Below are 24,266 nucleotides of genomic sequence, written 5' to 3'. Positions count from 1 at the left end.
AAGCGGAACTACAGGCCTGCTGCGTCGATATCGATCAACAGCAAGCGTTCACCGTTATCGAAAAACTGCCCCGCAGTCAGGCAATACTGGTTGCTGGTGGCATCGCGATAGGTGTTCGACAGGGTCAGGCGGCGTTCTTCCCAGCCTTCGGCCAGCAGATGATAGAAATACGGTCGCCACGACCAGTTGTGCCCCAGATAGCGGTCATCGGCAAACCAGCCGTCATGGCGCCATTCGAGGTTGGGAGTCAGTTGCGTGCCGTGGCGGTCGCACTGATAAAAGCGCAGCAGCCAGGGAAACGCCTGCAATTGCGGCAACGCACTGAGCGGGGCGCGGGCCTGCGCCCATTGCTGCAGAATCGCCATCAGTTCGCTGAGCTGCTGACGCATTTGCATCAGCCGCCCGCGCTCGCTGAGTTTCTGCTTCACGTAGCGTTGCCGCAATTGCGCGAAATGCGCGACGAAGGCATCGGTAGCGAAGAATTCTTCTTGTGCTCGGGCGAAGAGAAATCCCTGCACATAGCGCGAGCCGCACTCCAGCGCGAAATTCAGCTGCGCTTCGGTTTCGACGCCTTCGGCGATGATCCAGCAGCCGGTTTTCTCGGCCATCTGGGCGAGAGCCTTGACCACATCGCTGCTCGGTCCGCCGAGGGCTGCAGCCTGAAACAGGCGCATATCGAGCTTGAGAATGTCCGGTTGCAGGGCCAGGACCCGATCCAGCTGCGAATAGCCTGCGCCGAAATCATCAATGGCGATTCTCGCCCCTGCGTCACGGTAGCGCCCGACCACGTGGGCCAGGCGTTCGCTGTTACCACCCAGTTCGGTGATTTCAAATACGATGCGCTGCGGATCAACCTCGTGTCGCGCCAGTTGTTTGAGACTTGGCAGCGCTTGATCGGCGCGCAGGCGGCTGATCCAGCGTGGCGACATGTTCAGGCTGAGAAACCACTCGGCCGGCGCTTCATGCAGGCGGCTGAGGGCGTGATCACGGATTTGCCGGTCGAGACGGCGCAAGGCAGTGGCCGGCGTGCGCGGATCGGCGAACAACGGTCCTACCGAGGTCAGTTGACCATCGCTCTGACGCAGGCGACCCAATGCTTCGACGCCTGCAATGCGGCCGGTGGCGGTATCGATGAAAGGCTGAAAACAGGCGAGCGGTTGCCCGTCGATCACGGCAAGTCCTTAATCTCGTTTTTGGTTTGGCCGCGCTTGCCGGATAGGCACGCGGGATGGAATCTCCCGATAAGGAGATTCATCCCGGCGCTACTGCAAGAATGTAGCCAGAAGGGCGATTCAGCGTTTGCCCGAGCTGTGCATGACCAGTCTGATCAGCGGCCCAAGCGTCGTGCCCAGACGCAGCAGTCGCGTCAAACCGCCACCACTGCTGCGTTTCGAGCCTTTGCCGGTGAGGAAACCCAGAAGCGTCACCGCCGCCACGCCCCACAACGGCGCATGCTTGATGCCGAAACCGTCCTGCACGTTCTGCTTCATGCCACGCATGCGCTGCAACGGTTGCAGCACTTGCGCGGTTTCGTGGCGGATTTCCTGACGGTGCATTTCCATGCGCAGACGGATCAGCGCCTTGCGCATTTCCCGGCGCGAGCTGTTGTGCGGAAGTTCAGGCAGGCTCATGGCAGCAGGCGCTCCCGGTCATTGGCCAGCTCTTCGAGCGTGCCGTGGAAAGGCGAGGACTCATCGAAAATCGCCGCTTTGAGGCGCAGACCGCAGAAGATCGACGCCAGCGTGTAAAACACGCACAGGCCGATGATCGCCGCCAGGCGGTAGGTGTCCCAGAAGATGATCATCACCAGCGTCGACAGACCTACCAGCAACAGCAGGGCAAAAACCAGCGCCAGGCCGGCGAACAGCAGCAGGCTGACAGTGCGTGATTTCTGCTCCTGCAGTTCGATGCCGAACAGTTCGACATGACTGTGCAGCAGGCCCAGAACGGCAGCGCCGAGGCGACGCGTGGAGGAGGCGGTGCCCGCAGTCGGGCCGGATTCACCGATCGACATGATCAGCGCCGAGTTGCCAGCAGGCCGATCAGAAAACCGACGCCGGCAGCGATGCCCACCGACTGCCATGGGTTGGCCGACACATAGTCTTCAGTAGCGGTTACGGCCGCCTGACCGCGCTCACGCAGGGTGTCTTCGGTCACCTTCAGGGTTTCCCGGGCACGCAGCAGGCTGTCATGAATCTGGGCACGCAGCTCATCGGCCTGATCACCCGCGAGGGTCTTGGTGTGTTCGAGCAAGCGTTCGGTGTCGGCGACCAGAGTCTGGAAGTCGTTCATCAGGATTTCTTGAGCAGTCTTTGCCTTGATGCTGGCCATGGGTGGATCTCCGTAGGTGGCTTTGAAGCGTTCGAGTATGAGCCTTGCGCGAAGGTTCAGTGCAAATGCCTGGTACAACTTTTGCTGTGTCGTGGTGCGTCGCTCGGCGTATGTGCGCTGTTGCCGGGCGTACAAGCAGAAAAACTCTAATTAATTTACTAGCAGTTCGTGATCGGACATCGATAAATGCGCCAAATCAGTTCATCAACCCCTCCCGTTGCATGACTGGTGAGTCTTGATTTGGTGCATGAAATGCCCGCATGAACCGCTTTGGTGCCTTTCAGCCTTGGGTCTGCCTCCTCATGGAAAATCTGCAAAGCGCTGTGGACACGCTGGTTCACAGCTCCAACACGTTGTTCATTCTGATCGGTGCGGTGATGGTACTGGCGATGCACGCCGGTTTCGCCTTTCTGGAGGTCGGCACGGTCCGGCAGAAGAACCAGGTCAACGCGCTGGCGAAAATCCTCAGCGACTTCGCCGTCTCGACCCTGGCCTATTTCTTTATAGGCTATTGGATCTCCTATGGCGTCACCTTCATGCAACCGGCGGCGGTGCTCACGGCTGACCATGGCTATGGACTGGTGAAGTTTTTCTTTCTGCTGACCTTCGCTGCCGCGATCCCGGCGATCATTTCCGGCGGCATTGCCGAACGCGCGCGGTTTGTCCCGCAGTTGTGCGCGACGGCGCTGATCGTGGCGTTTATCTATCCGTTCTTCGAAGGGCTGATCTGGAACGGCAACTTCGGTTTGCAAAGCTGGCTGGCGGCGCAGTTTGGCGCGGCATTCCATGATTTCGCCGGCTCGGTGGTGGTGCATGCCGTGGGCGGTTGGCTGGCGTTGGCCGCTGTTCTGCTGCTCGGCCCGCGCAATGGTCGCTATCGCGATGGGCGCCTGGTCGCGTTCGCGCCGTCGAGCATTCCGTTTCTCGCACTGGGCTCGTGGATCCTGATTGTCGGCTGGTTCGGCTTCAACGTGATGAGCGCGCAAACGCTGCAAGGCGTCAGTGGCCTGGTCGCGGTCAACTCGCTGATGGCCATGGTCGGCGGTACCGTCGCGGCGTTGATCGTTGGGCGCAATGACCCGGGCTTTCTGCATAACGGTCCGTTGGCGGGATTGGTGGCGGTTTGTGCCGGATCCGACCTGATGCATCCGGTCGGTGCGCTGGTAACGGGCGCGATTGCCGGAGCCTTGTTTGTCTGGTGCTTTACCGCTGCGCAAGTCAAATGGCGTATCGATGATGTCTTGGGTGTCTGGCCGTTGCATGGTTTGTGTGGCGTGTGGGGCGGGATTGCCTGCGGCATCTTCGGTCAGTCTGCGCTGGGTGGCCTGGGCGGCGTCAGCCTGATCAGCCAGTTGATCGGCACTGCGCTTGGCGTCGCGGTGGCGCTGGTCGGCGGCTTCGTCGTCTACGGCGCGATCAAGGCATTGCATGGGCTGCGCCTGAGTCAGGAACAAGAGTATTACGGCGCCGACCTGTCGCTGCACAAGATCGGCGCGGTGAGTCAGGACTAGATTTCCTCATCATTGGCTCCGGGATAGAAACCGTGGAGCAGGCGATAGCGATCGATACGCACTTGATCGACCTTCTCCTGCACTTTGTGCGCGGGCAGGCCAAGCATGATCAGCGCGTGTGAAGCGAGCATCAGGCTCGACTCCAGAAGCTCCGGCACCACCTCGGTGGCGCCGGCAGCTCTGAGTTCCGCCGATTGGCTGTCGTCACGGGTGCGTACCAGAATCGGCACCTGTCGGTTGAGGCGGCGGGCTTCACGCAGAATGCGCAACGCCACATCACTTTGATCCACGGCAATCACCAGCAGCCTGGCGCGCAACAGGCCGACGGCTGTAAGCAGATCGCCACGCGCCGAGTCGCCGTAATGCACGTCGCTTTCCGCGGATGCGGCTTCCTGCACCCGCACCGGATCGTTGTCCAGCGCAACATAGGCTTGCCCCGCATTGCCCATGAAGCGGCCGATGGATTGGCCGACGCGACCGTAGCCGCAGATCACCACGTGCTGGTCGAGGTCGGCGTTGAGCGCGCTGATCTGTTCGATCTGCGCTTCCTGATTGGGCTTGCGGTGCAGCACGGCCGCAATGCGCGGCGCCGCACGCAACAGCAGTGGCGTGAGCAGCATCGAACAGAACGTCGCCGCGAGCAGCAGCGCCCCCGGCTCGGCCGGCAACAGACTGTTCTGCTGCATCTGCGCCATCAAGGCAAAACAGAACTCCCCGCCCTGGGCCAGGGCCAGACCGCTGCGCCACGCGGTTTCGCTGTCACTGCCGCGCCACTTCACCAGCAGCGCGACCACGGTGCCCTTGATCAGCATCAGGCCAAGCGTCAGGCCGATGATCAACAGGCTGTGACTGACGAACAGTTGCAGGTCGATGAGCATGCCGATGCTGACGAAGAACACGCCGAGCAGAATGTCGCGAAAGGGCCGGATGTCAGCTTCGATCTGGTGCCGGTAATGGCTTTCCCCGAGCAACATGCCGGCAAGGAAAGCGCCGAGTGCAGGCGACAGCCCCAGCAAGTGCGTGAGCCAGGCAGTCAGCAGCACGATCACCAGCGCCAGCAGGACGAACAGCTCCGCCGAACGCGAGGCCGCCACTTCATGAAACAGCCGTGGCAATAACCAGCGACTGGCGAGCAGCAGGCCGAAGAACAGCACCAAGGTTTTGCCCAGGGTCAACGGCAAGGCCCAATACCAGGCCTGCTCGCTGGTGCCGGCGAAGACCGGAACCAGTGTCAGCAGCAATACCGCGACAACGTCCTGAAACAGCAGCACGCCGACCGCGTTCTGGCCGTGGCTGCTGAACACTTCACCAAGACTGCCCAGCTCCTTGGTCACGATCGCCGTGGATGACAGCGATAATCCGCCACCGAGCAACAGCGCCGGCATCAGCGGCATGCCCAGGCCCATCAACAGGGTGCCGAGCAGCGCTGCGCTGATCAGCACTTGCTGACTGCCGAGGCGAAACACCACCTGACGCAGCGCAATCATCTTCGACAGGGAGAACTCCAGGCCTAGCGAAAACAGCAGAAACACCACGCCCAGCTCGGCGACATCCGGCAGATGTTCGCTCTCGTTGACCCAGTCGAATGCGTTCGGCCCGACCAGTAATCCCACGCACAGGTAACCCAGCACCGGCGGCAGTCGCAGGCGCCGGAACAGGGCAATCACCACCAGGGATGAGGCGAGGATGATCAACAGATTTGCAAACACGGGACACTCCGCTGTCAGGGCGTTGGCCTCTGAAGCGTAGAGGCAAAAAGTCCGCGAGGATGACGCATTTGCAATTTGCGCTGAATGATTTGCGTCAGGATTTTGCGCCGGGAGCGTTGGGTCCTTTGAGCGGCGCTGGGTCGACGAGGGTTTAGTGGCGTCCTAGAATGGGCTCACTTGTTTTCCGGTAATGCCGTCATGCCTCCTGAATGTCAGCTGTTCGGCACCCTCGGGTGTCATCTGTGTGAAGTCGCCGAAGCCGAGCTGATGCCCTTCGTCGAGCATGGTCTGCTGGTTGAACTGGTGGACATTGCCGAAGACGAATCGTGGTTCGAAAAATACAGCTTGCGCATCCCGGTACTGCGGCGCGTTGACACTGGCGCGGAGCTGGATTGGCCGTTCAGTGGCGATGAAATCGCGGCGTTTTTACGATGATGAGCTTTACTACCGTTCTCCCGCTTGTCGCAGCAATACATCCTTGCGTTGGCGCTCGCTGACTTCTTCGGTTACTGTATGTCCATACAGCAATCGAGTCAGAGGGATGAACCGTGGTCAATGTCGAACAGTTGAAGAGCAGCGTTAACCGGATGTCGGTCGACGTGGTGCGCGAGGCCGTCCTCGAATTGCGCCTGGACGGGCTGGTCACGGAAGGCAAGACGCCGTTCAACAAGCTGCATTTCAACACCTGCTTTGCCGAAATCGAAGCCCTGTTTCAACGCGCCGGGTATCACAAGCAACTGGATGTGGTCGGTTATCAGGGCCTGCTGTATGCCTTGTACGATCCGGGTCGCTGGGAGGCGGTCGATGTGTTGCGCTGGCTGAAGGAGTTCACCGAAGCGGCGGCCCTCAAATCGATTCCGGCCTGATGAAACTGCGCTAGGTGGCTTTGCCTCACTGTTGGATAATGCCGGCCTGCATTGAGGATTTCTGTTTCGTATGACCAGCCCCGTATTTTCCGCTGCGCACAATCAGGCCAGCACCTTGTATTTGCCGCCCGGTCCCTGGCTGACGGTACTCGATTGCCTGTGCGAGCACTTCAGCGCTATCGGCCGCGAACAGTGGCTCGACCGGATTGCTCGCGGGCGGGTGCTGGATGCGCAGGGCCAGCCGATTGCGCTGGACTTGCCGTACAGGGAAGGTCTGCGCATTCACTACTTTCGCGAAGTGCCGGACGAGAAGCCGATCCCGGTGCTCGAGTCGATTCTCTACGCTGACGAACATCTGGTAGTGGCCGACAAACCTCATTTTCTGCCAGTCACCCCGGCCGGGGAATATGTCGAACAAACCCTGCTGCGCCGGCTGATCCGTCGGCTGGACAATCCGCATCTGGTGCCGCTGCACCGCATCGACCGGCACACGGCAGGTTTGGTGATCTTCTCGGCCAACCCGCAAACCCGCTCGGCCTATCAGTCGTTGTTCCCGACGCGGCAGATCGACAAGCGCTATGAAGCGATCGCCCCGGCGCTGCCCGAGCTGAATTTCCCTTTGGTGCACAAGAGCCGGTTGGTCGATGGCGAGCCGTTTTTCCGCATGCAAGAAGGGCCTGGCGCCAGCAATACCGAAACGGCGGTCGAGGTGCGTGAGAAAAATGGTGATCTGTGGCGCTATGGCCTGTATCCCGTGACGGGCAAGAAGCATCAGTTGCGGGTGCACATGACGTCGCTGGGAGCGAGTATTTGCAACGATCCGTTTTATCCGACTGTGTTGAAAGATGTCGAGGACGACTACGCCAATCCGTTGAAGCTGCTTGCGCAGGGCCTGCGCTTCATTGACCCGGTGACCGGGGAATTGCGGGAGTTCGAGAGTCGAATCACCTTGCAGTGGTAATGCTGAAACTGCTTTCCGAGCGCCCATGAAAAAGCCCGCATGACAATGCGGGCTTTTCTGTATCCGGTAACGACGCGGAGCCTTACAGCTCTTTAACGGTACGAACCTGATCCTTGTTGATGCGGGTCTCTTTGCCGTCCAGCTGCTGGAACTCGTAGAAGCCCGAATCATCATCGTATTTCGGGGTGTCGACGGCCTGGATTTCGCGACCGTCATTCAAGGTGATCACTGTCGGCGAGGAGCAACCGGCGAGGGTTGCCAGGCCCAGTGCGAGCATGAAAGTGGCGAGGGTCCGTTGAGTCATGAGTGTGTCTCCGAATGGGAAATCTTCTGGTTACTGAGCTTGAGACGTAAACAAGGCGTGAGAGTTCCTTGGATAGTGTCAGTCTGACACAGTGTTGTGCAGATGTAACAATTCGGGGGTGTTGAGGTTGGCCAGTCGCGGGTCGTTGTCAGGGCATTGCAATGCGACGGCGCCGAGACTGCGCATCACCCTGCCCGGGCTGCGCTCGCCTGCATTCCAGGCTGCTTCGAACGCTGGCAACAGCGCCACCGGAATCACGCACAACAGCGGTTCCCAGTGCTCGCCGTGGCGCAGCATTAAAGGTTTTTCACGTTGCAGATCGGCAGTGGTCAGCATGGCTTCCAGCAACGCCGTGTCGATTCGCGGCACATCGCATGGCAACACCAGCAAATGCGCATGGCGCGCCGCTTTCAGTCCAGCACGAATACCGGCCAGCGGCCCGGGGAAATCGCCTTCATCATCCATTACCAACTGATCGGCAAACCCGGCATAACGCTCGCGATTGCGGTTGCAAGAGATGATCAGGTCGTCGGTCAACGGCCGCACCTTGCGCTGCAGATGCGCGATCAAAGGCTCGCCCAGCCACTCGATGAGGCCCTTGTCCTGACCGCCCATGCGTTGACCGCGCCCACCGGCCAGAAGCAGGACGGAGCAGGGTGGCAACGGGTTGTTCGAGGGCATGACGACTCTCCAGAGGGGCGGCGGAAAAATGAGCCGCTGTGATATAACACCGGGCTGTTTCCCCTACAACTGGAAGAGCCTATGAAAGCCAAGGCTGATGTACCTTTCGTGCCGCTCAATATTGCGGTGCTGACTGTCAGCGACACCCGAACCCTGGAAACCGATACCTCCGGCCAGGTCTTCGTCGATCGCTTGATCGCGGCCGGTCACGCGCTGGCCGAGCGTGTTTTGCTTAAAGATGATCTCTACAAAATTCGCGCGCAAGTCGCCAATTGGATTGCCGACGATGTGGTCCAGGTTGTGCTGATCACCGGCGGCACTGGCTTTACCGGGCGTGACAGCACGCCGGAAGCGGTGGCTTGCCTGCTCGACAAACAGGTCGACGGATTCGGCGAACTGTTCCGCCAGATCTCCGTGGCCGATATCGGCACTTCGACCGTGCAGTCCCGGGCCTTGGCTGGTCTGGCCAACGGCACGCTGGTGTGCTGCCTGCCGGGTTCGACCAATGCAGTGCGCACCGGCTGGGACGGCATTCTCGCTGAGCAGCTGGACGCCCGTCATCGTCCGTGCAACTTCGTCACCCACCTGAAGCAGGCGGCGCCTTGTGAATCCCGTGGGTAAGCCGGGCAAGACCGGCAGTCTGCTGCCTGTCGAAACGGCGCTCGAGCGTTTGCTGGCCATGGCCGATGCGTCGCGCATTGTCGAGCGCGAATACTTGCCGCTGTCTCAAGTCGAAGGGCGGGTGCTGGCTGAAGATCTGATCTCGACGCTGGATCTGCCGCCGTGGCCGAACAGCGCCATGGACGGCTACGCCTTGAACCTGGCGGATTGGCAGGGCGAGCCGCTGCCGGTCAGCCAAAAAGTTTTTGCCGGGCAGTCTCCGCAGCCGTTGGAACCAGGCAGCTGCGCACGCATCTTTACCGGGGCACCGCTGCCGCCGGGCGCTGACTGTGTCGAGATGCAGGAAAATGCCGAAGTTCAGGCCGACGGCCGAGTGCGCTTTCTTGAGCCTTTGAAGGCCGGGCAGAACATTCGTCCGCAAGGGCAGGAAACCACGGTCGGCGAATTGGTACTGCAAGCTGGAACCCGGCTCGGACCGATTGAGCAAGGCCTGGCTGCTTCGCTTGGCTGTGCCGGGGTTAACGTCGTGCGCAAGCCGCGGGTGGCGGTTCTGTCCACTGGGGACGAGCTGGTTGAACCCGGTCAGGCATTGGGTCCGGGCCAGATCTACAACAGCAATCGCGTACTTCTGTGCAGCTGGTTGCAGCGTCTGGGCTGCGAAGTGATCGATGGCGGAATTCTTCTGGACGATCTGCCCGCGACGCGGGCGCGGCTGGGTGAGCTGCAAAATGTCGATCTGGTCCTCTCTACCGGCGGGGTCTCGGTCGGTGAAGCGGATTTCCTCGGCATTGCCTTGCGTGAAGAAGGCGAGCTGGACCTGTGGAAACTGGCGATCAAGCCCGGAAAACCATTGACGTTCGGTCATTTCCGCAACGTGCCGGTGATTGGCCTGCCCGGCAATCCCGCCTCTACGCTGGTGACGTTCGCCTTGCTGACGCGGCCTTATCTGTTGCGACGCCTGGGTGTGCAAGATGTCGAGCCGCTCAAGTTTGCAGTGCCAGCAGGCTTTGTCTGGCCGGTGGCCGGCAACCGTCGTGAATATCTGCGCGGGCGCTTGGAGCAGGGGCGGGCGATCATTTACCGCAACCAAAGTTCGGGTGTGCTGCGTAGCGCGGCGTGGGCCGACGGATTGGTGGAAGTCCGAGAAGGCCGCACGCTGAGCGAGGGTGATGAAGTGAGCTTCATTCCCCTCAGTGACCTTCTGGGGTAGACCATCTCGCCCATGCACGCGTCGGCTGATACGCACGGCGCGTGCAACGAATGATTCGGTCAGTTGCTGATCAATGTCACCAACTGGTCGAATCGGCTGTTGGCCACCCATCCCAGCAGTCCGAGGATGACAGCGGTGGCACCCGCCGAATACGCCAGACGGTGTTTGATCGTCCGGACATCATTGAGCACTTCGTCCATATCGCGGCGCATGTATTTGAAGTGAGTCTCCAGCTCGCTGACTCGGGGTTCCATATCAAACTCTCCAGGGGTCTTGGCGCTGTTACAGAAGTCTGGTTTCTTGCTGGCACGACTTTCGGCGAGAGCGGCGACCGGGCTCACCGGTGCCTTGGTTTCATGGTTGTGCATGGAAGTTCTCGCCGATCGTATCAACTGCACGCTTGCTGGTTTTGCCATTGCTCGATTCATGGAAATAAATCGGGGGGTATCCGTTCATTACCGGCACATCCTTGTGTTATTGGGTTGAAGGTTGATGCTGCTGGCACACGGTGACCCAATGGTCGGACGGGGTCAATTAAGCCGATTCCTCTTGTTTCGTAAGAAAAAATACCGCTGTGTAGGACGCCAGCAGTTGGACGAAGAATTAATTGCCAGCTCGGTGGCTTTTTTAAGGCGCACAGTGGTCAAGATGTTTCAATCGATTTCAATTCTTGGAGTGACGTTATGAGTGAACGCCGGGCACTGCTGATCTTGCATGGCAAACAGGCACTCAACGAGGATGTCCGCGCTGCCGTCGAAGCCAAGCGTGAGCAAGGCTGGGAGCTGGCTGTGCGAGTGACCTGGGAGGCCGGCGACGCCCAGCGTCTGGTCGAGGAAGCGTTGGCGGCCGGCTACAGCAAAATCATCGCCGGTGGCGGTGATGGCACGTTGCGCGATATTGCCGAGGCGCTGGCTCAGCATCCGCAAAAAGCCAGTCTTGTGTTGCTGCCGCTGGGAACCGCCAACGATTTCTCCCGCGCCGCCGGTATTTCCCTGGAGCCTGCCGAAGCCCTTGAGCTACTGGATGTTCAGCCCTCGGATATCGATCTGGGCGAAGTGGGCGGGCAGATTTTCCTGAACATGGCGACCGGCGGATTCGGCAGCCAGGTGACCGCCAATACTTCGGAAGATCTGAAGAAGGTCTTGGGCGGCGCCGCGTATCTGTTTACCGGCCTGACCCGGTTCAGCGAACTGCATGCCGCTTACGGCGAGTTGCAAGGCCCGGATTTCCATTGGCAGGGTGAGCTGCTGGCGCTGGGCATCGGTAACGGGCGGCAGGCGGGTGGCGGCCATGTGCTGTGCCCCGAGGCACAGGTCGATGATGGTTTGCTGGACATCAGTATCCTGCCGGCACCGCAAGAACTGGTCGGCACGCTGAAGAATCTGCTGAGCGAGGGCTTCGGCCTCGACAACATGTTCGTGCGGGCGCGATTGCCGTGGGTCGAGATCAAGGTCGCCGAAGGGCTGAGCATCAATCTCGACGGCGAGCCACTGGAAGGTGACAGTCTGCGTTTTGTTGCGAAACCCGCAGCGTTGCAGGTGCACTTGCCAAAGGACTCGCCGCTATTGAGTCAACTGACGCCAGTCAGTCATCAAGACTGATGATCTGCTCGCGCACGGCGAACAGCACCAGGCCCGCCACGTCATAGATCTGCAGGCGTTTCATGATCTGTGCGCGGTGGGTTTCCACGGTCTTGACGCTCAAGCCCAGGCCATTGGCGATTTCCCGGGTCGATTTGCCGCGCACGATCAGGCGAAGGATTTCCAGCTGGCGCGCGGTCAGATTGTGCGAATCGGCGATGTCCGGCTGGCTTTTCTGGTTGCGGGTCAGTGCCTGATTGATCACGGTGTGAGCGATGGCCGGGCTGAGATAGCGTTCGTTGTTGCGCAGGGCTTCCAGCGCGTGCTCGAGCTCGGTGGCCGTGGTGTCCTTGAGCAGGTAGCCATGGGCACCGGACTCCAGCGCCTGCATGATCAGCGCCGGGTCGGTGTGCATCGACAGAATCAGCACTTTGCTCTGCGGCCGCACACGCTTGAGGCGTTGCAGCGCTTCCAGGCCACCGGTTTCCCGCATCGAGATGTCCAGCAATACGATGTCGGGGCTCAGTTGCTCGACCATTTCGAGCAATTGCGAACCATCACTGGCTTCGCCGATTACCGCGTAACCGGGAATATCCAGAACCAGAGCACGCACGCCGGCTCTGATCAGCGAGTGGTCATCCACCAGAAGTAAGTTACAAGTCAACGCATAACCTTATTCGTACTGGCCCGTTCGAGCGCTCGCGGCGCCCACGGGAAAAGTGCTTCGATTCGAGTGCCTTTGCCCGGCTCGCTGATAACGCTCAATGTGCCGCCCAACTGTTCGATGCGCTCGGCCATTCCGGCCATGCCGCGTTGACCTTCTCTGGCCGGGTCGGCCGCCGGGGCAAAACCCAGGCCGTCATCACTGATCAATAGCGTCAGACCTTGCGGCAATCGCTGTACCCGAATCAACAGGTTTTTTGCCTGTGCGTGCCGGAGGATGTTGGTCACGGCTTCCTGGGCAATGCGAAACGCGGCGACGGCCATTTCCTCGGGGATGCCGTTGAGCCGCTGCTGGCAATCGAGACTCCAGTTGACCGGCGTGTTGGCCAGTGTCTTGAGCAAGTGCGCACGCAGGCTGGCTTCGAGGCCCAGACTGGTCAATTGACGTGGATTGAGAATCGCCGAGACGTCACGCACCTTTGTCAGGGTTTCATCCAGTGTGTCGCAGAGCACCTTGCATTGTTCCTGCAGATCCTCCGGCAGGCGGCGTTTGAGCCAGTCACTTTGCAGTTTGGCGGCGGTGAGCAACTGGCCGATATCGTCGTGCAATTCCCGGCTGAGGCGATGGCGCTCGTTTTCCTGAACTTGCAACAGTCGATCAGCCAGCTCTTGTGGTTGAAACTTGATCGATTTGCGTGACAAGCGATATTGCACCCAGACGCACGCGGTGGCGGCGATGTCGAGCGCCAGCAATCCCAAAGGAAGGCGTGCGGAAACAACATACGCCAGCAGACTGCCCAAGGTCGCCAGAACACACAGGACAAGTGTGAAGCGCCGGGCGTTTTCCCGAGAAGGTGGCCATGTAATGAGTGACTTGAGACTGGCGTACATAACGGATGGAGCCAATGGATGTTCGCTGCGGGCAGACCGACCGGTGACTGGCGGATCTCTGTGTGGAAATACTGTCATTTATGTTATTGATTCAAACCGCATTCATTAAGCGATCATTGACCGGCAATAACATCGAAAAGGTAACACTGAAGTCAGTATGCCATTAACCGGCAGGCAACTAACCGGCGGCATAATACCACTTAACATACCGTTGGTCGCGGTTGCTATATATGTCCATTCAGTCAGGAAATATCGGATCGTGGACGCAAGTTCCATATTGGAAAAAGCTGGAGTTGTTGTATTTGGGCCACTTCGATTTGCCTGGAAGTGTCGCTCGGTGGGCACAGGGAAAACCCTGATGGCAGCACCTGAAAATTAGCCGTTGGTCGGGCTGATTATTTGCCCCGGATTGTCGCTTTCAGGCACGAAGTATTCATTTACGACAATATCGCGACTTACCGGCTCAAGCCTGGCGCGCGGTAAAGGATGAAGAGAGCAAACGTTTGCTCACCCTCTTGGGCTCGAACGAGGTTTGGCCCATTTGTGCCGCGAAGGCCTCGAGCAGATCAGTCTGTTCGCTTTTATCCAGGGTCAGCTGTCCGGTCCTGGGATCGACCAGCTCGAGCTGCCACGCCATCAAGGTCAGGCAGTCACGTAACGCATCGAGGGCCTGCTCGTGCAGATCGACGTGGTCCTGCTGCAAATTGAGCAGGCTGTAGATGTGCAGGGAAAACTCGGAGATCGCTTCAAGCGCCAGCGCTTCGGCCCGACCCGCCAGCTTCAGCAGAGTGCCGAGCATGCAGTCGATGGCATCCTTGTCATTGCTGATCAGTTGCAGATGGCTCAGGCATTCTTCGGACTTGGCGAGAAGCGTTTCGGCCTCGACCAGAAATTCGGGGAAGCGTTGCGCCCAGTCTTTACGGTCGATTGGCATGTTCATCTCCACCACGTCGTGTTGGTTGACGGATGGCCGTGTGTGGCGACGATCGTGAATCGTCGGCAGATCGCGCCCGGCGGTGCAGGTGCACGGACCGAGGGGTTCCAGAGGGTGGGTTGCCACTGAATTGCGATCGCACACAATAGCCTGACTCCGTTCATGCAATGAGAATGGCGTCACAGTAATGGCTATTGGAAATGGCGAATATCAGGTTGGGCCTGATTGATCCTAGGGGAATCCCTTAGGCGCGGGAACCTAACGTGCAAACCGAGGTCGCGCCGCAATGAATCTAGCAGATGAAATCACGATTGCCAGTAAAGCATGATGTCAGTGTGACATCAATGGCCGTTTGTGGCATTTTTAGCGACGCGCTTTACAGCAATCAAGATTAGCTGAATGCAGCCGATAAACCCCCATAGTGAATTCATCAGAACAAGCCCAGGAGTCATTGATGGCCGGCATTCTCGACACGGTAGACCAACGCACGCAACTGGTGGGTGAGAATCGCCTGGAAATCCTCATGTTTCGCCTGGCCGGACGCCAGCTGTTCGCGATCAACGTGTTCAAGGTTCAGGAAGTGCTGCAACTGCCCAAGCTGACCCTGATGCCGCAGCGTCATCCTTTCGTCTGCGGCGTGGTCAATCTGCGCGGACAGACCTTGCCGGTGATCGACCTGTCGCAGGCAATCGGTATGCGCCCACTGGTGCCGGGCCCGAACAGCACGATCATCGTCACCGAATACAACCGTTCGGTGCAGGCCTTCCTCGTCGGCGGTGTCGACCGCATCGTCAACATGAACTGGGAAGCCATTCTGCCGCCGCCGACCAGTGCCGGCCGTCAGCATTATCTGACCGCGATCAGCAAGGTCGACGATCAACTGGTGGAGATCATCGACGTCGAGAAAGTCCTCGCGGAAATCGTCCCGTACAACGCCAAGGTCTCGCGCGAGAAACTCGACGATCCGGTACTCGAGCGCGCCCGTGGCCGCGAAGTGTTGCTGGTGGATGATTCCAACGTGGCGCTTTCGCAATTGCGCGATACCCTCGGCCAGCTCGGGGTGAAAATGCACATTGCCAGCGACGGTCTGAAAGCCTTGAACATGCTCAAGGCCTGGGCCGATACCGGCGTGCATATGACCGATAAACTGCTGATGATCTTCACCGATGCGGAAATGCCGGAAATGGACGGCTATCGCCTGACCACGGAGATCCGCAACGACCCTCGCCTGCGTGGCCTGTACGTCGTGCTGCACACCTCGCTGTCCGGCAGTTTCAACGACTCGATGGTGAAGAAGGTCGGTTGCGACAACTTCCTTTCCAAATTCCAGCCGGACAAACTGGTCGACGTGGTGCGCCAGCGTCTGATGCTCGACGCCGTGCCGGCCTGAAACACGCACATTTTGCTTCCTGTGGGAGCGAGCCTGCTCGCGGAAGCGCAGGGTCGGACACATTGATGGTGAATGTGCCGGCCTCTTCGCGAGCAGGCTCGCTCCCACAGAAGTGTATTTACATTAATGACGGCTTTGATTCGCTATTGAAGCTCGTATAGGGTGGCGTTTTTCCTCCAAGGAAGCTGGCCATGCTGCGTCTGAGCGCGCTTTATCGTTACCCGTTGAAATCCGGCAAGGGCGAAATCCTGCAAAGCATTGAGCTGGACAAGCTCGGGCTGGCGGGCGACCGACGCTGGATGCTGGTGGACGAGGCCAGCGGGCGCTTTCTGACCCAGCGTGCCGAAGCGAAGATGAGTCAGCTGTCGGCGTTATGGAATGCCGGCGGCGGTCTGACCCTCAGCGCTCCCGAGCAGGGTGCTATCGAAGTCGCGCTGCCCGCTGCCGACGCCGAGCTGCGCGGTGTGACGATCTGGCGTGACACCCTGCGGGTGCCGGACGCTGGTGATCAAGCCGCGCGTTTTGTCAGTGACTTCCTCGGCAAGCCGACACGTCTGGTGCAAATGCCACTTGAGCGGGCGCGCACCACGCAGTCGGGTTTCGGCAAGGACGACGATCAAGTGGCGTTCGCCGACGGTTATCCATTGCTGCTGATCGGCGAAGCCTCGCGGCTGGCACTCTCGGAAACGGTAGGGCGAGAGCTGGAGATGCTGCGCTTCCGTCCGAATCTGGTCATCGAAGGCAGCGCGCCTTACGCCGAGGACAACTGGAAGCGTATTCGCATTGGCGACATCGAATTCCGCGTGGTCAAGCCGTGCGCGCGTTGCATCATGACCACTGTCGACCCGCAAACCGGTGAGCGTAGCGCCGATCGCGAGCCGTTCGCGACGTTACAGAAACATCGCTCAACCGCCGATGGCGCGATGTTCGGGCAGAATCTGGTCAACGACGGCAACGGACGCCTGGAAGTCGGCATGCCGGTGGAAATCCTCGAATAGGTTGTCGCTGAAACGAAAAATGCCCGGGTCTTTTGGACGCGGGCATTTTTTTGCGCAGTGAAACCGGCGGGATCAGCCGCGGTATTCGCACAGGTAAGCGGTATCAACGGCGACTTTCAGTTGGAACTTGCTGTTGGCCGGGACGTTGAACTGGCTGCCGGCGGCGAAGGTTTCCCAGTCGCTGCTGTCTGGCAGTTTTACGCTCAGCGCGCCGGAAACCACATGCATGATCTCGCGCTGGCTGGTGCCGAATTCGTATTCGCCCGGGGCCATGACGCCAATGGTCGCCGGACCTTCAGCGGTGCCAAAGGCGATCGACTTGACGGTGCCGTCGAAGTACTCGTTGACTTTAAACATGGGCGGATTCCTCGAAAAGGGCTTAAAAGGGGGCGGCCAGTATGCACAAGGCTTTTCGCGCCGTCACGCGTCTAAAGCGGCAGGACCAGCGGCAATAACCGTGCGGTATTGCGGGCATCTTCCAGTGCGCGATGTTGTTGGCCGTTGAACTGCATGCCCGCCAGTTGCAACGCGCCGTTGAGCCCCAGCGGTCGTTCCAGGCGCCGGGCCTTGGCGAAGCGCTGTTTGAGGTTCATGTGCGGGACTTTGCTCAGGCCGCTGTCGATGTTCAGGCGCTGCCACTCCTGGAGCAACTGCTGGCGATCGTAACCGCCCCAACTGGCCCAGCCTTCAAGGCGAGCCTGATGCTGCGCCAGCCAACGCTCAAAGGCCGGCCAGACTTCGCTCAGCGGTTGCGCCGAATCGATGTTGGCCTGAGTGATGTGCGTCAGCTCCCGACAGAATGGCGTCAGCAATGGCCGGCGGGTCGGTTTGACGAAGCGCTGGAAGTGATCCTGCTCGCGCCCGGCGCGGTCGACCAGGGTCGCACCGATCTCGATTATTTCCATCTCCGTGACCGGCCAGCCACCCTCGTCTGTGGTGGCTTCCAGATCTATGACCAGCCAATGGGGCATCGCAGGGTTCCTGATTTCCGCGTTCTGATTTATCAGAGCGTAGTCAAACCCCGCGCTTGTGCCCGGGCGACTACTCGACCTGCAACAGAACCTGACGATTTTTTACCTGATCGCCGACCTTCACTTGCACCCGTTTGAGCACGCCATCGATGCCGGCCTTCAACGGATGCTCCATTTTCATTGCCTCCAGTACCACCAGCAATTGACCCTTGCTGACGGTACTGCCTTCGCTGACCAGCACGTCGACAATAGCACCGTCCATCGGCGCTTTGAGGGTGCCGGAAGCGACGCTGGTCTGACTGTCGATCGGCGCATGAGTTCGATCCTCCAGGCGCAGGCTGCCCGGATGGGTGAACAGCCATAGCTGCCCATCGTGCAGACGGTAGGCATAACGCTGGCGCAGGCCGTGGATTTCCATGGTTACCGATTGCGCGGTGTGCTCAATGATTTTCACCGCCACAGTGCTTTCGCCAGCCTGCACGACCAACTCGCCGGATTTGCGCGCCAGCACCGACAGCGTCCAGTCCTGCTCGTCACTGCCGAGTCGATAGTGCAACGGCACGCTCGCGTTGTTGCGCCAGCCATTCAACGGGGCGCGATGGGGCAGGGCGCTGGCCTGATAGAACAACACCACAGCAATCGCCAGTTGCTCCGTCGTCGGCACATAAGTGTTGAGGCTGGCATGGCTGGAAAAATGGTGCTGGATGAAGGCGGTGCTGAAATCGCCGCTGATGAACTGCGGATGTTGCAACAGGCCCTCGAGCAAACGTTGATTGCTTTGCACGCCGAGCAGCACGGTGTCCTGCACCGCACGCAACAGCTTGCGCCGCGCCTCTTCGCGGGTTGCACCGTGGGCGATCAGTTTGCCCAGCATCGGATCGTAGAACGGGCTCACCGACTGACCTTCAAGCAGACCATGATCGATCCGCGCACCGTGATCCGAAGCCGGTTGCCATGCCGCAATTCGGCCGGTTTGCGGGAGAAAATCCGCAGCGGGATCTTCGGCGTAGAGGCGCACTTCCATGGCGTGTCCGTCGAGACGGATCTGCTCCTGGGTCAGCGGCAGCGGCTGGCCCTCGGCAACCAGCAGTTGCCACGCGACCAGATCGAGGCCGGTGATCATTTCCGTTACCGGGTGTTCGACCTGCAGGCGGGTGTTCATTTCCAGAAAGTAGAATTGCCCGCGCGCGTCGAGCAGGAACTCCACGGTGCCGGCGCCGACGTAATCCACCGCGCGCCCGGCCTTGAGTGCTGCTTGGCCCATGGCCTGGCGCAGCTCGGCGGTCATCACCGGGCACGGCGCTTCTTCGATGACTTTCTGATGGCGGCGCTGGATCGAGCAATCGCGTTCGCCGAGGTAGACCAGATGGCCATGCTGGTCGCCGAACAGTTGCACTTCGACGTGGCGCGGTTCGATCAAGGCCTGCTCGAGAATCAACTCGTCACTGCCGAAACCGTTCATTGCTTCGGACCGCGCGGTGCGCAGTTGCGCCGTCAGTTCGCTGGCCTCGTGCACCAGGCGCATGCCACGTCCGCCGCCACCGGCGCTGGCCTTGATCATCAGCGGATAACCGATCCGCGCGGCTTCGGCCAATAGGGTCGCGTCGTCCTGCGCTGCGCCTTGATAGCCGGCAATGCATGGCACGCCCGCGTCGAGCATGGCAATTTTCGACAGGCGTTTGCTGCCCATCAGTTCGATAGCTTTGACGCTGGGACCGATGAAAATCAGCCCGGCTTCGGCGCAGGCGCGGGCGAAATCGGCGTTTTCCGAGAGAAAGCCGTAGCCCGGGTGAATCGCATCGGCGCCGCAGCGTCGGGCGGCGTCGAGGATCGCCGCAATGTTGAGGTACGACTGCTGCACCGGCGCCGGGCCGATGTGCACGGCCTGATCGGCCATTTGCACGTGTAGCGCATCGGCGTCGGCGTCGCTGAACACGGCGACGGTGCGATAGCCCCGCGCCTGGGCCGTGCGCTGGATGCGGCAGGCGATTTCACCGCGGTTGGCGATCAGGATTTTGTGGAGGGTGGGCATGGTGGGGTTCCTGAGTTTTTTGGCGTTGAATGTGATGGCCTCATCGCTGGCAAGCCAGCTCCCACAGGTTTTTTGAGCGAATGAAAATCCGTGTGGGAGCGGGCTTGCCCGCGATGCTTTTTCAGGCCCACCCCGGTTTGCGTTTCTGCATGAATGCCATGGTCCCCTCGATTCCCTCGTCTCCAGTCACCGCCGCGCTGAACCACTGCGCCGCCTCATCGAGCAATGCGCTCGACGGCTGTCCGGCACTCGCCAGCAACAATTTTTTCGTCATCGCATTCGCTTCCGGTGCGCAGCGCAGCACCTGTTGCAACACCTCATCCAGTCGCTCGGCCAACGCTTGCGCATCCTGTTCAACGAAATGCACCAGCCCCAATCGCTGCGCCTCAGGGCCATCGAAACGCGCCGCCGTCAGCGCGAGTCGGCGGGTTTCGGTCAGACCGATCCGTTGCACTACAAACGGTGCGATTTGCGCCGGGATCAGGCCAAGGCTGGTTTCCGGCAAGCCGAACTGCGCCTTGTGATCGCTGATCGCAATATCGCTGACGCAAGCCAGGCCGAAGCCGCCGCCGAGCACGGCGCCTTGCAGCACAGTGATCAGCACTTGCGGCGTGTGTTGGGCTTGCACCAGCAACGCACCGAACACCCGGTTCAACTCGCGGTAAGCGTCCGCGCCCTGAGCCCGGGCATTGGCCATGTCCTTGATGTCGCCACCGGCGCAGAAATGCCCGCCGGCACCGCTGAGCACCAAGGCCCGCACTGTGCGGTCATCACGCACCGCCGCCAGCACCGCGCGCAGTTCGGCGACCATTTGCAGGCTCATCGCGTTGCGGCTGTCCGGGCGGTTGAGGGTGATGTGCAGTACGCCACCATGCAGTTCCAGCAACAGCGCCTGGCAATCGGGCAGGTTGCTCATTTCTTTTTCCCCGGCAGGATGCCCATCAGTTTGCAGATGATCCCCAGCATGATTTCGTCGGCGCCGCCGCCAATCGAGACCAGGCGCACATCGCGATAGGCGCGGGCCACCGGGTTGTCCCACATGAAGCCCATGCCGCCCCAATATTGCAGGCAGCTGTCGCTGACTTCACGGCCGAGGCGTCCGGCCTTGAGCTTGGCCATCGATGCCAGGCGCGTGACGTCCTGACCTTTGATGTACTGCTCGGTGGCCTGATAGACCAGCGCGCGCAGGCATTCGATTTCGGTCTGCAATTCGGCGAAGCGGAAGTGGATCACCTGGTTGTCGATCAGCGCGTTGCCGAAGGTCTTGCGCTCCTTGCAGTACTCGATGGTGCTGTCGATGCAATATTCCAGGCCCTTGATCATGTTCGCCGCGCCGAACAGACGTTCTTCCTGAAACTGCAGCATCTGCATCATGAACCCGGCGCCTTCGTGGCCGATGCGATTGCGCTGGGGCACGCGCACGTTGTCGAAGAACACCTGCGCGGTTTCCGAGCTGCGCATGCCGAGCTTGTCCAGGTGCGAACTGAGGCTGATTCCCGGGGTGTTCATCGGCACCATGATCAGCGACTTGTTGATGTGCGGCTTGTCGTCCGAGGTGTTGGCCAGCAGGCAGATGAAGTCGGCGCTCGGCGAGTTGGTGATCCACATCTTGCTGCCGTTGATCACGTAGTCATCGCCGTCCTTGCGTGCCGTGGTTTTCAGCCCGGCGACATCGGAGCCGGCGCCGACTTCGGAAACGCCGATGCAACCGACCTGTTCGCCCGTGATGGCCGGGCGCAGGAATTCTTCGCGCAATTCATCGGAGCCGAAGCGGGCGAGGGCGGGTGTGCACATGTCGGTCTGCACGCCGATCGACATCGGAATCCCGCCGCAATGAATGGTGCCGAACTCTTCAGCGGCGACGATCGAATAGCTGTAATCAAGGCCCATGCCGCCGAATTTTTCCGGCTTGGAAATGCCCAGCAGGCCCAGCTCACCGGCCTTGCGGAAAATTTCGTGGATGGGAAAGCGTCCGGCCTTTTCCCACTCTTCGACGTGCGGGTTGATCTCGTGGGTGACGAACTGGCGAACGGTGCGGCGCAGGGCTTCGTGTTCCGGGGTGAAGATCATTGTTGTTGTTCTCCGTAGGATCCGTGGCGGTCAGAAGCGGCTGACGCCGAAGCTGTTGGGTTGCAGCGTGCGCATGTCGGCTTCGTGGCAGATATCCAGCAAGTAACCGAGCAGGGTGCGGGTGTCGCGCGGGTCGATCAGGCCGTCGTCCCACAGGTTGGCGCTGCCGTACAGTGCGGTGGACTGGCTGTCGAGTTTCTGCGCGGTCATCTGTTCGAGCATGTCGAGCATTTTCGGATCGGGCTCGATGCCGTCCTTGAGCTGTTTGGCCTCAGTGACGATGCGCAGAACCTTGCCGGCCTGAGCGCCGCCCATCACCGCTGTGCGGCTGTTGGGCCAGGCGAAGATGAAGCGCGGATCGAGCCCGCGCCCGCACATGGCGTAGTTGCCGGCGCCGTAGGAACCGCCGACGACAATGGTCAGTTTAGGCACTCGTGCGTTGGCCACCGCCTGGATCAGTTTCGAGCCGTGCTTGATCACCCCTTGCTGTTCCGATTCGGTGCCGACCATGAAACCCGTGGTGTTATGAAAAAACAGCAGTGGTGTCTGGCTCTGGTCGCACAACTGGATGAACTGCGCCGCCTTGCTCGCACCTTGCGGGGTGATCGGGCCGTTGTTGCCAATGAAGCCGCAGGCGCGGCCCTGGATTTTCAGTTGGCCGCAAAGGGTTTGCTGATCGAACTCGCCTTTGAATTCGAGAAAGTCCGACTCGTCAGCAATCCGCGCGATGATTTCGCGCACGTCGTAGGGCTTTTTTGCATCGTCCGGGATCAGCCCGAGCAGTTCGTCGATGGGGTAGTGCGGTTCTTTGAATTGCGGCTCCGGCAGCCACGGCAACTGCTCGTTCCATGGCAGCATGCGCATGATGTCGCGGACCTGGCGTATGCCGTCAGCGTCGTTTTCAGCGAGATATTCGGCAGTGCCGGCGACTTGCGCGTGCATTTCGGCGCCTCCGAGTTCTTCATCGGTGGCCACTTCGCCGGTCGCCGCTTTGAGCAATGGTGGGCCAGCGAGAAACAGCTTGGCCTTGCCGCGCACCACCACCACGTAATCCGACAACCCCGGTTGATAGGCGCCGCCTGCGGTGGCCGAGCCGTGCACCACGGTGATCTGCGGCAAACCCATCGCTGACATGCGCGCCTGATTGGCGAAACTGCGCGCACCTTCGACAAAAATCTCCGCCGCGTAGTTGAGATTGGCACCGCCGCTTTCGGCGAGGGTGATCATCGGCAGTTTGTTTTCCCGAGCAATCTGTTGCAGGCGCAGGGATTTTTTCAGGCCGCTCGGCGAGATCGTGCCACCCTTGATCGCGCTGTTGTTGGCGACCACCATCGCGCGGATGCCGCAGACATAACCGATGCCGGCAATCAGCCCGCCACCGGCCGAACTGCCGTCCTTGTCGTCGTGCAACTTGTAGCCGGCGAGGCTGGCCAGTTCGAGAAACGGCGCGCCGGGGTCGAGCAACAGGTTCAAGCGCTCGCGGGGCAACAGTTGCCCGCGTTTGCTGAATTTTTCTTTGGCTTCGGCGGCCTTGTTCAACAGGTTCTGTTCAAGCTGCTGCACCTGCTCGATGGCGGCGAGCATGGCCGCGCGGTTGCGCGCGAACGCTTCGCTGTGCGGATCGAGTTGCGACTGAATCTGCGCCATGGCTTATTCCTTGTCCTTGAGCACGTCGGGACGCAACACTTCTGGTAAATACGCGCGGTGGAAACCATTGAACGATTCGCTGTGGCTGGCCTTGTGCAGCGGCCAGGCGCGACTGCCGAGGCTGGCGGCGCCGTCGATTTTCACTGTGGTGCCGCTGATGAATGCCGCCGCCGGGCTGAGCAGAAACACGATCGCCGCACTGACTTCCGATTCGGTGCCGATACGCTTGAGCGGCACATGCTCGCGCAGGGTCGGAATCACCGCTTTGAATGCGCCCTCGTAAGTGTCCATGCCGCTGGACGCAATCCAGCCCGGCGCCACGGCGTTGACCCGGACCCCGGCGTAACCCCACTCGAACGCGGCGGTCTTGGTGAAATTGTCCATGCCCGAACGCGCTGCCCCCGAGTGGCCCATGCCGGGCATGCCGCCCCACATGTCAGCGAGCATGTTGACGATGCTGCCGCCGTGTTTGCTCATCGACTGGTTGAACACTTCGCGGGCCATCAGAAAGCCGCCGACCAGGTTGGTCCGCAGCACGGTTTCAAAGCCCTTCTGATTGATCGAGGCCAAGGGCGACGGGTACTGGCCGCCGGCATTGTTGACCAGACCGTGGATCGGCCCGTGTTCGGCGATCAGCTCTTTGACCAGTTGCTTGACCGCTTCTTCATCGCGGATATCGCAGGCCTTCCAGTGCGCGCGGCCGCCGTCGTCGGTGATTTCGGCGGCGACTTTTTCCAGCTTTTCCGGCTTGCGCCCGACCAGCAGCACATTGGCGCCGAGGGCCGCCAGTTCATGGGCGGTGCAGCGACCGATGCCGCTGCCGCCACCGGTGACAATCAGGTTCTGGCCGCTGAACAGATCGGCGCGAAAAATCGACGCGTAAGCCATGCACACCA

The 24,266-nt window shown here is 60.4% G+C and carries 26 protein-coding genes and 2 pseudogenes; 9 read left to right on the top strand and 19 right to left on the bottom strand.

The features are described 5' to 3' along the window. Positions 1-8: 8 nt before the first annotated feature. The 4 genes from PSH90_RS18305 to PSH90_RS18290 form a co-directional block, all read right to left on the bottom strand. The gene (locus PSH90_RS18305; protein WP_041478435.1) at positions 9-1,172 is read right to left on the bottom strand and encodes an EAL domain-containing protein; all 1,164 of its coding nucleotides are present in this window, start codon (positions 1,170-1,172) and stop codon (positions 9-11) included. A 120-nt stretch (positions 1,173-1,292) separates the two neighbouring features. Next, positions 1,293-1,631, bottom strand: a complete 339-nt coding sequence (locus PSH90_RS18300; RefSeq protein WP_016770844.1) for a hypothetical protein — start codon at positions 1,629-1,631, stop codon at positions 1,293-1,295. Beyond that, positions 1,628-2,014, bottom strand: coding sequence for a phage holin family protein (locus PSH90_RS18295; RefSeq protein WP_008079909.1), 387 nt, complete (start codon positions 2,012-2,014; stop codon positions 1,628-1,630). The genes PSH90_RS18300 and PSH90_RS18295 overlap by 4 nt, the downstream gene beginning before the upstream one ends. Positions 2,015-2,016: 2 nt before the next feature. After that, a complete protein-coding gene (locus PSH90_RS18290; protein ID WP_016770842.1) occupies positions 2,017-2,331 on the bottom strand; it encodes a YqjD family protein in 315 nt (104 codons plus the stop codon). Positions 2,332-2,633: 302 nt separating this feature from the next. On the opposite strand from PSH90_RS18290, the gene PSH90_RS18285 reads away from it, so the two are divergent. Continuing rightward, positions 2,634-3,842 carry an ammonium transporter gene (locus PSH90_RS18285; protein WP_305381226.1) on the top strand — a complete coding sequence of 403 codons (1,209 nt, stop codon included), beginning with the start codon at positions 2,634-2,636 and terminating at the stop codon, positions 3,840-3,842. Here PSH90_RS18285 and PSH90_RS18280 read toward each other — a convergent pair. Next, on the bottom strand, positions 3,839-5,551 hold the full coding sequence (locus PSH90_RS18280) for a monovalent cation:proton antiporter-2 (CPA2) family protein (RefSeq protein ID WP_305381225.1): 1,713 nt from the start codon (positions 5,549-5,551) through the stop codon (positions 3,839-3,841). The two genes, PSH90_RS18285 and PSH90_RS18280, sit on opposite strands and share 4 nt — an antisense overlap. A gap of 198 nt (positions 5,552-5,749) precedes the next feature. On the opposite strand from PSH90_RS18280, the gene PSH90_RS18275 reads away from it, so the two are divergent. The 3 genes from PSH90_RS18275 (at position 5,750) to PSH90_RS18265 (ending at position 7,378) form a co-directional block, all read left to right on the top strand. Beyond that, a complete protein-coding gene (locus PSH90_RS18275) occupies positions 5,750-5,986 on the top strand; it encodes a glutaredoxin family protein (protein ID WP_016770838.1) in 237 nt (78 codons plus the stop codon). 113 nt (positions 5,987-6,099) lie between these two features. Then, positions 6,100-6,417 (top strand): hypothetical protein, encoded by a 318-nt coding sequence (locus PSH90_RS18270; protein WP_016770837.1) that lies wholly within the window; start codon positions 6,100-6,102, stop codon positions 6,415-6,417. A gap of 70 nt (positions 6,418-6,487) precedes the next feature. Continuing rightward, positions 6,488-7,378 (top strand): pseudouridine synthase, encoded by an 891-nt coding sequence (locus PSH90_RS18265; RefSeq protein ID WP_305381223.1) that lies wholly within the window; start codon positions 6,488-6,490, stop codon positions 7,376-7,378. Positions 7,379-7,460: 82 nt separating this feature from the next. On the opposite strand, the gene PSH90_RS18260 is transcribed toward PSH90_RS18265, so the two are convergent. Then, positions 7,461-7,682: a YgdI/YgdR family lipoprotein gene (locus PSH90_RS18260; protein ID WP_016770600.1), complete on the bottom strand. Its 222-nt coding sequence runs from the start codon at positions 7,680-7,682 to the stop codon at positions 7,461-7,463. A 78-nt stretch (positions 7,683-7,760) separates the two neighbouring features. After that, entirely contained in the window at positions 7,761-8,363 is a 603-nt protein-coding gene (gene mobA / locus PSH90_RS18255) for a molybdenum cofactor guanylyltransferase MobA (protein ID WP_041478442.1), read from the bottom strand. 81 nt (positions 8,364-8,444) lie between these two features. Here mobA and moaB point away from each other — a divergent pair, with 81 nt between their 5' ends. Beyond that, positions 8,445-8,984 carry a molybdenum cofactor biosynthesis protein B gene (gene moaB / locus PSH90_RS18250; RefSeq protein WP_016770598.1) on the top strand — a complete coding sequence of 180 codons (540 nt, stop codon included), beginning with the start codon at positions 8,445-8,447 and terminating at the stop codon, positions 8,982-8,984. Next, entirely contained in the window at positions 8,968-10,194 is a 1,227-nt protein-coding gene (gene glp, locus PSH90_RS18245; RefSeq protein ID WP_305381221.1) for a gephyrin-like molybdotransferase Glp, read from the top strand. Before moaB ends, glp begins: the two co-directional genes overlap by 17 nt. A gap of 59 nt (positions 10,195-10,253) precedes the next feature. Here glp and PSH90_RS18240 read toward each other — a convergent pair whose 3' ends face one another. Further along, positions 10,254-10,562 carry a hypothetical protein gene (locus PSH90_RS18240; RefSeq protein WP_172834003.1) on the bottom strand — a complete coding sequence of 103 codons (309 nt, stop codon included), beginning with the start codon at positions 10,560-10,562 and terminating at the stop codon, positions 10,254-10,256. Positions 10,563-10,877: 315 nt separating this feature from the next. Between PSH90_RS18240 and yegS the strand changes: the two genes are divergently transcribed. Beyond that, the gene (yegS, locus tag PSH90_RS18235) at positions 10,878-11,795 is read left to right on the top strand and encodes a lipid kinase YegS (RefSeq protein ID WP_041478444.1); all 918 of its coding nucleotides are present in this window, start codon (positions 10,878-10,880) and stop codon (positions 11,793-11,795) included. On the opposite strand, the gene PSH90_RS18230 is transcribed toward yegS, so the two are convergent. From PSH90_RS18230 to PSH90_RS18220, 3 genes are all read right to left on the bottom strand, one after another. Beyond that, positions 11,779-12,438: a response regulator transcription factor gene (locus PSH90_RS18230; protein WP_041478445.1), complete on the bottom strand. Its 660-nt coding sequence runs from the start codon at positions 12,436-12,438 to the stop codon at positions 11,779-11,781. The genes yegS and PSH90_RS18230 overlap by 17 nt on opposite strands. Next, complete coding sequence (locus PSH90_RS18225; RefSeq protein WP_024013690.1) at positions 12,435-13,328, bottom strand: sensor histidine kinase; 894 nt, start codon at positions 13,326-13,328, stop codon at positions 12,435-12,437. Before PSH90_RS18225 ends, PSH90_RS18230 begins: the two co-directional genes overlap by 4 nt. A gap of 463 nt (positions 13,329-13,791) precedes the next feature. Further along, a complete protein-coding gene (locus PSH90_RS18220; RefSeq protein ID WP_150637816.1) occupies positions 13,792-14,262 on the bottom strand; it encodes a hypothetical protein in 471 nt (156 codons plus the stop codon). A gap of 454 nt (positions 14,263-14,716) precedes the next feature. On the opposite strand from PSH90_RS18220, the gene PSH90_RS18215 reads away from it, so the two are divergent. Next, the gene (locus PSH90_RS18215; RefSeq protein WP_016770829.1) at positions 14,717-15,652 is read left to right on the top strand and encodes a chemotaxis protein CheV; all 936 of its coding nucleotides are present in this window, start codon (positions 14,717-14,719) and stop codon (positions 15,650-15,652) included. A gap of 191 nt (positions 15,653-15,843) precedes the next feature. Continuing rightward, a complete protein-coding gene (locus PSH90_RS18210; protein WP_095182186.1) occupies positions 15,844-16,650 on the top strand; it encodes an MOSC domain-containing protein in 807 nt (268 codons plus the stop codon). Between the two features lie 72 nt (positions 16,651-16,722). Here PSH90_RS18210 and PSH90_RS18205 read toward each other — a convergent pair whose 3' ends face one another. The 8 genes and pseudogenes from PSH90_RS18205 to PSH90_RS18175 form a co-directional block, all read right to left on the bottom strand. Continuing rightward, entirely contained in the window at positions 16,723-17,007 is a 285-nt protein-coding gene (locus PSH90_RS18205) for a pyrimidine/purine nucleoside phosphorylase (protein WP_039759849.1), read from the bottom strand. Positions 17,008-17,078: 71 nt separating this feature from the next. Beyond that, positions 17,079-17,621, bottom strand: coding sequence for an exonuclease domain-containing protein (locus PSH90_RS18200; protein ID WP_024013686.1), 543 nt, complete (start codon positions 17,619-17,621; stop codon positions 17,079-17,081). A gap of 70 nt (positions 17,622-17,691) precedes the next feature. Beyond that, positions 17,692-18,042, bottom strand: a pseudogene (locus tag PSH90_RS27580) (acetyl-CoA carboxylase biotin carboxyl carrier protein subunit); the annotation flags it as partial. Positions 18,043-18,137: 95 nt separating this feature from the next. Then, positions 18,138-19,653 (bottom strand): annotated as a pseudogene (locus tag PSH90_RS18195) (acetyl/propionyl/methylcrotonyl-CoA carboxylase subunit alpha); the annotation flags it as partial. Positions 19,654-19,774: 121 nt separating this feature from the next. Beyond that, complete coding sequence (locus PSH90_RS18190; RefSeq protein ID WP_305381218.1) at positions 19,775-20,569, bottom strand: enoyl-CoA hydratase/isomerase family protein; 795 nt, start codon at positions 20,567-20,569, stop codon at positions 19,775-19,777. Next, complete coding sequence (gene atuD / locus PSH90_RS18185; protein WP_305381216.1) at positions 20,566-21,723, bottom strand: citronellyl-CoA dehydrogenase; 1,158 nt, start codon at positions 21,721-21,723, stop codon at positions 20,566-20,568. Before atuD ends, PSH90_RS18190 begins: the two co-directional genes overlap by 4 nt. 30 nt (positions 21,724-21,753) lie before the next feature. Next, a complete protein-coding gene (locus tag PSH90_RS18180) occupies positions 21,754-23,370 on the bottom strand; it encodes an acyl-CoA carboxylase subunit beta (protein WP_305381215.1) in 1,617 nt (538 codons plus the stop codon). A gap of 3 nt (positions 23,371-23,373) precedes the next feature. Beyond that, a complete protein-coding gene (locus PSH90_RS18175) occupies positions 23,374-24,258 on the bottom strand; it encodes an SDR family oxidoreductase (RefSeq protein ID WP_056788538.1) in 885 nt (294 codons plus the stop codon). Positions 24,259-24,266 lie beyond the last annotated feature (8 nt).

It is taken from the genome of Pseudomonas sp. FP1762, from assembly GCF_030687105.1.
GTDB classification, from domain to species: Bacteria; Pseudomonadota; Gammaproteobacteria; order Pseudomonadales; family Pseudomonadaceae; genus Aquipseudomonas; species Aquipseudomonas siliginis.
Note: the sequence above shows the minus strand (reverse complement) of the source record. Positions and strands in the feature narration are given on the sequence as shown.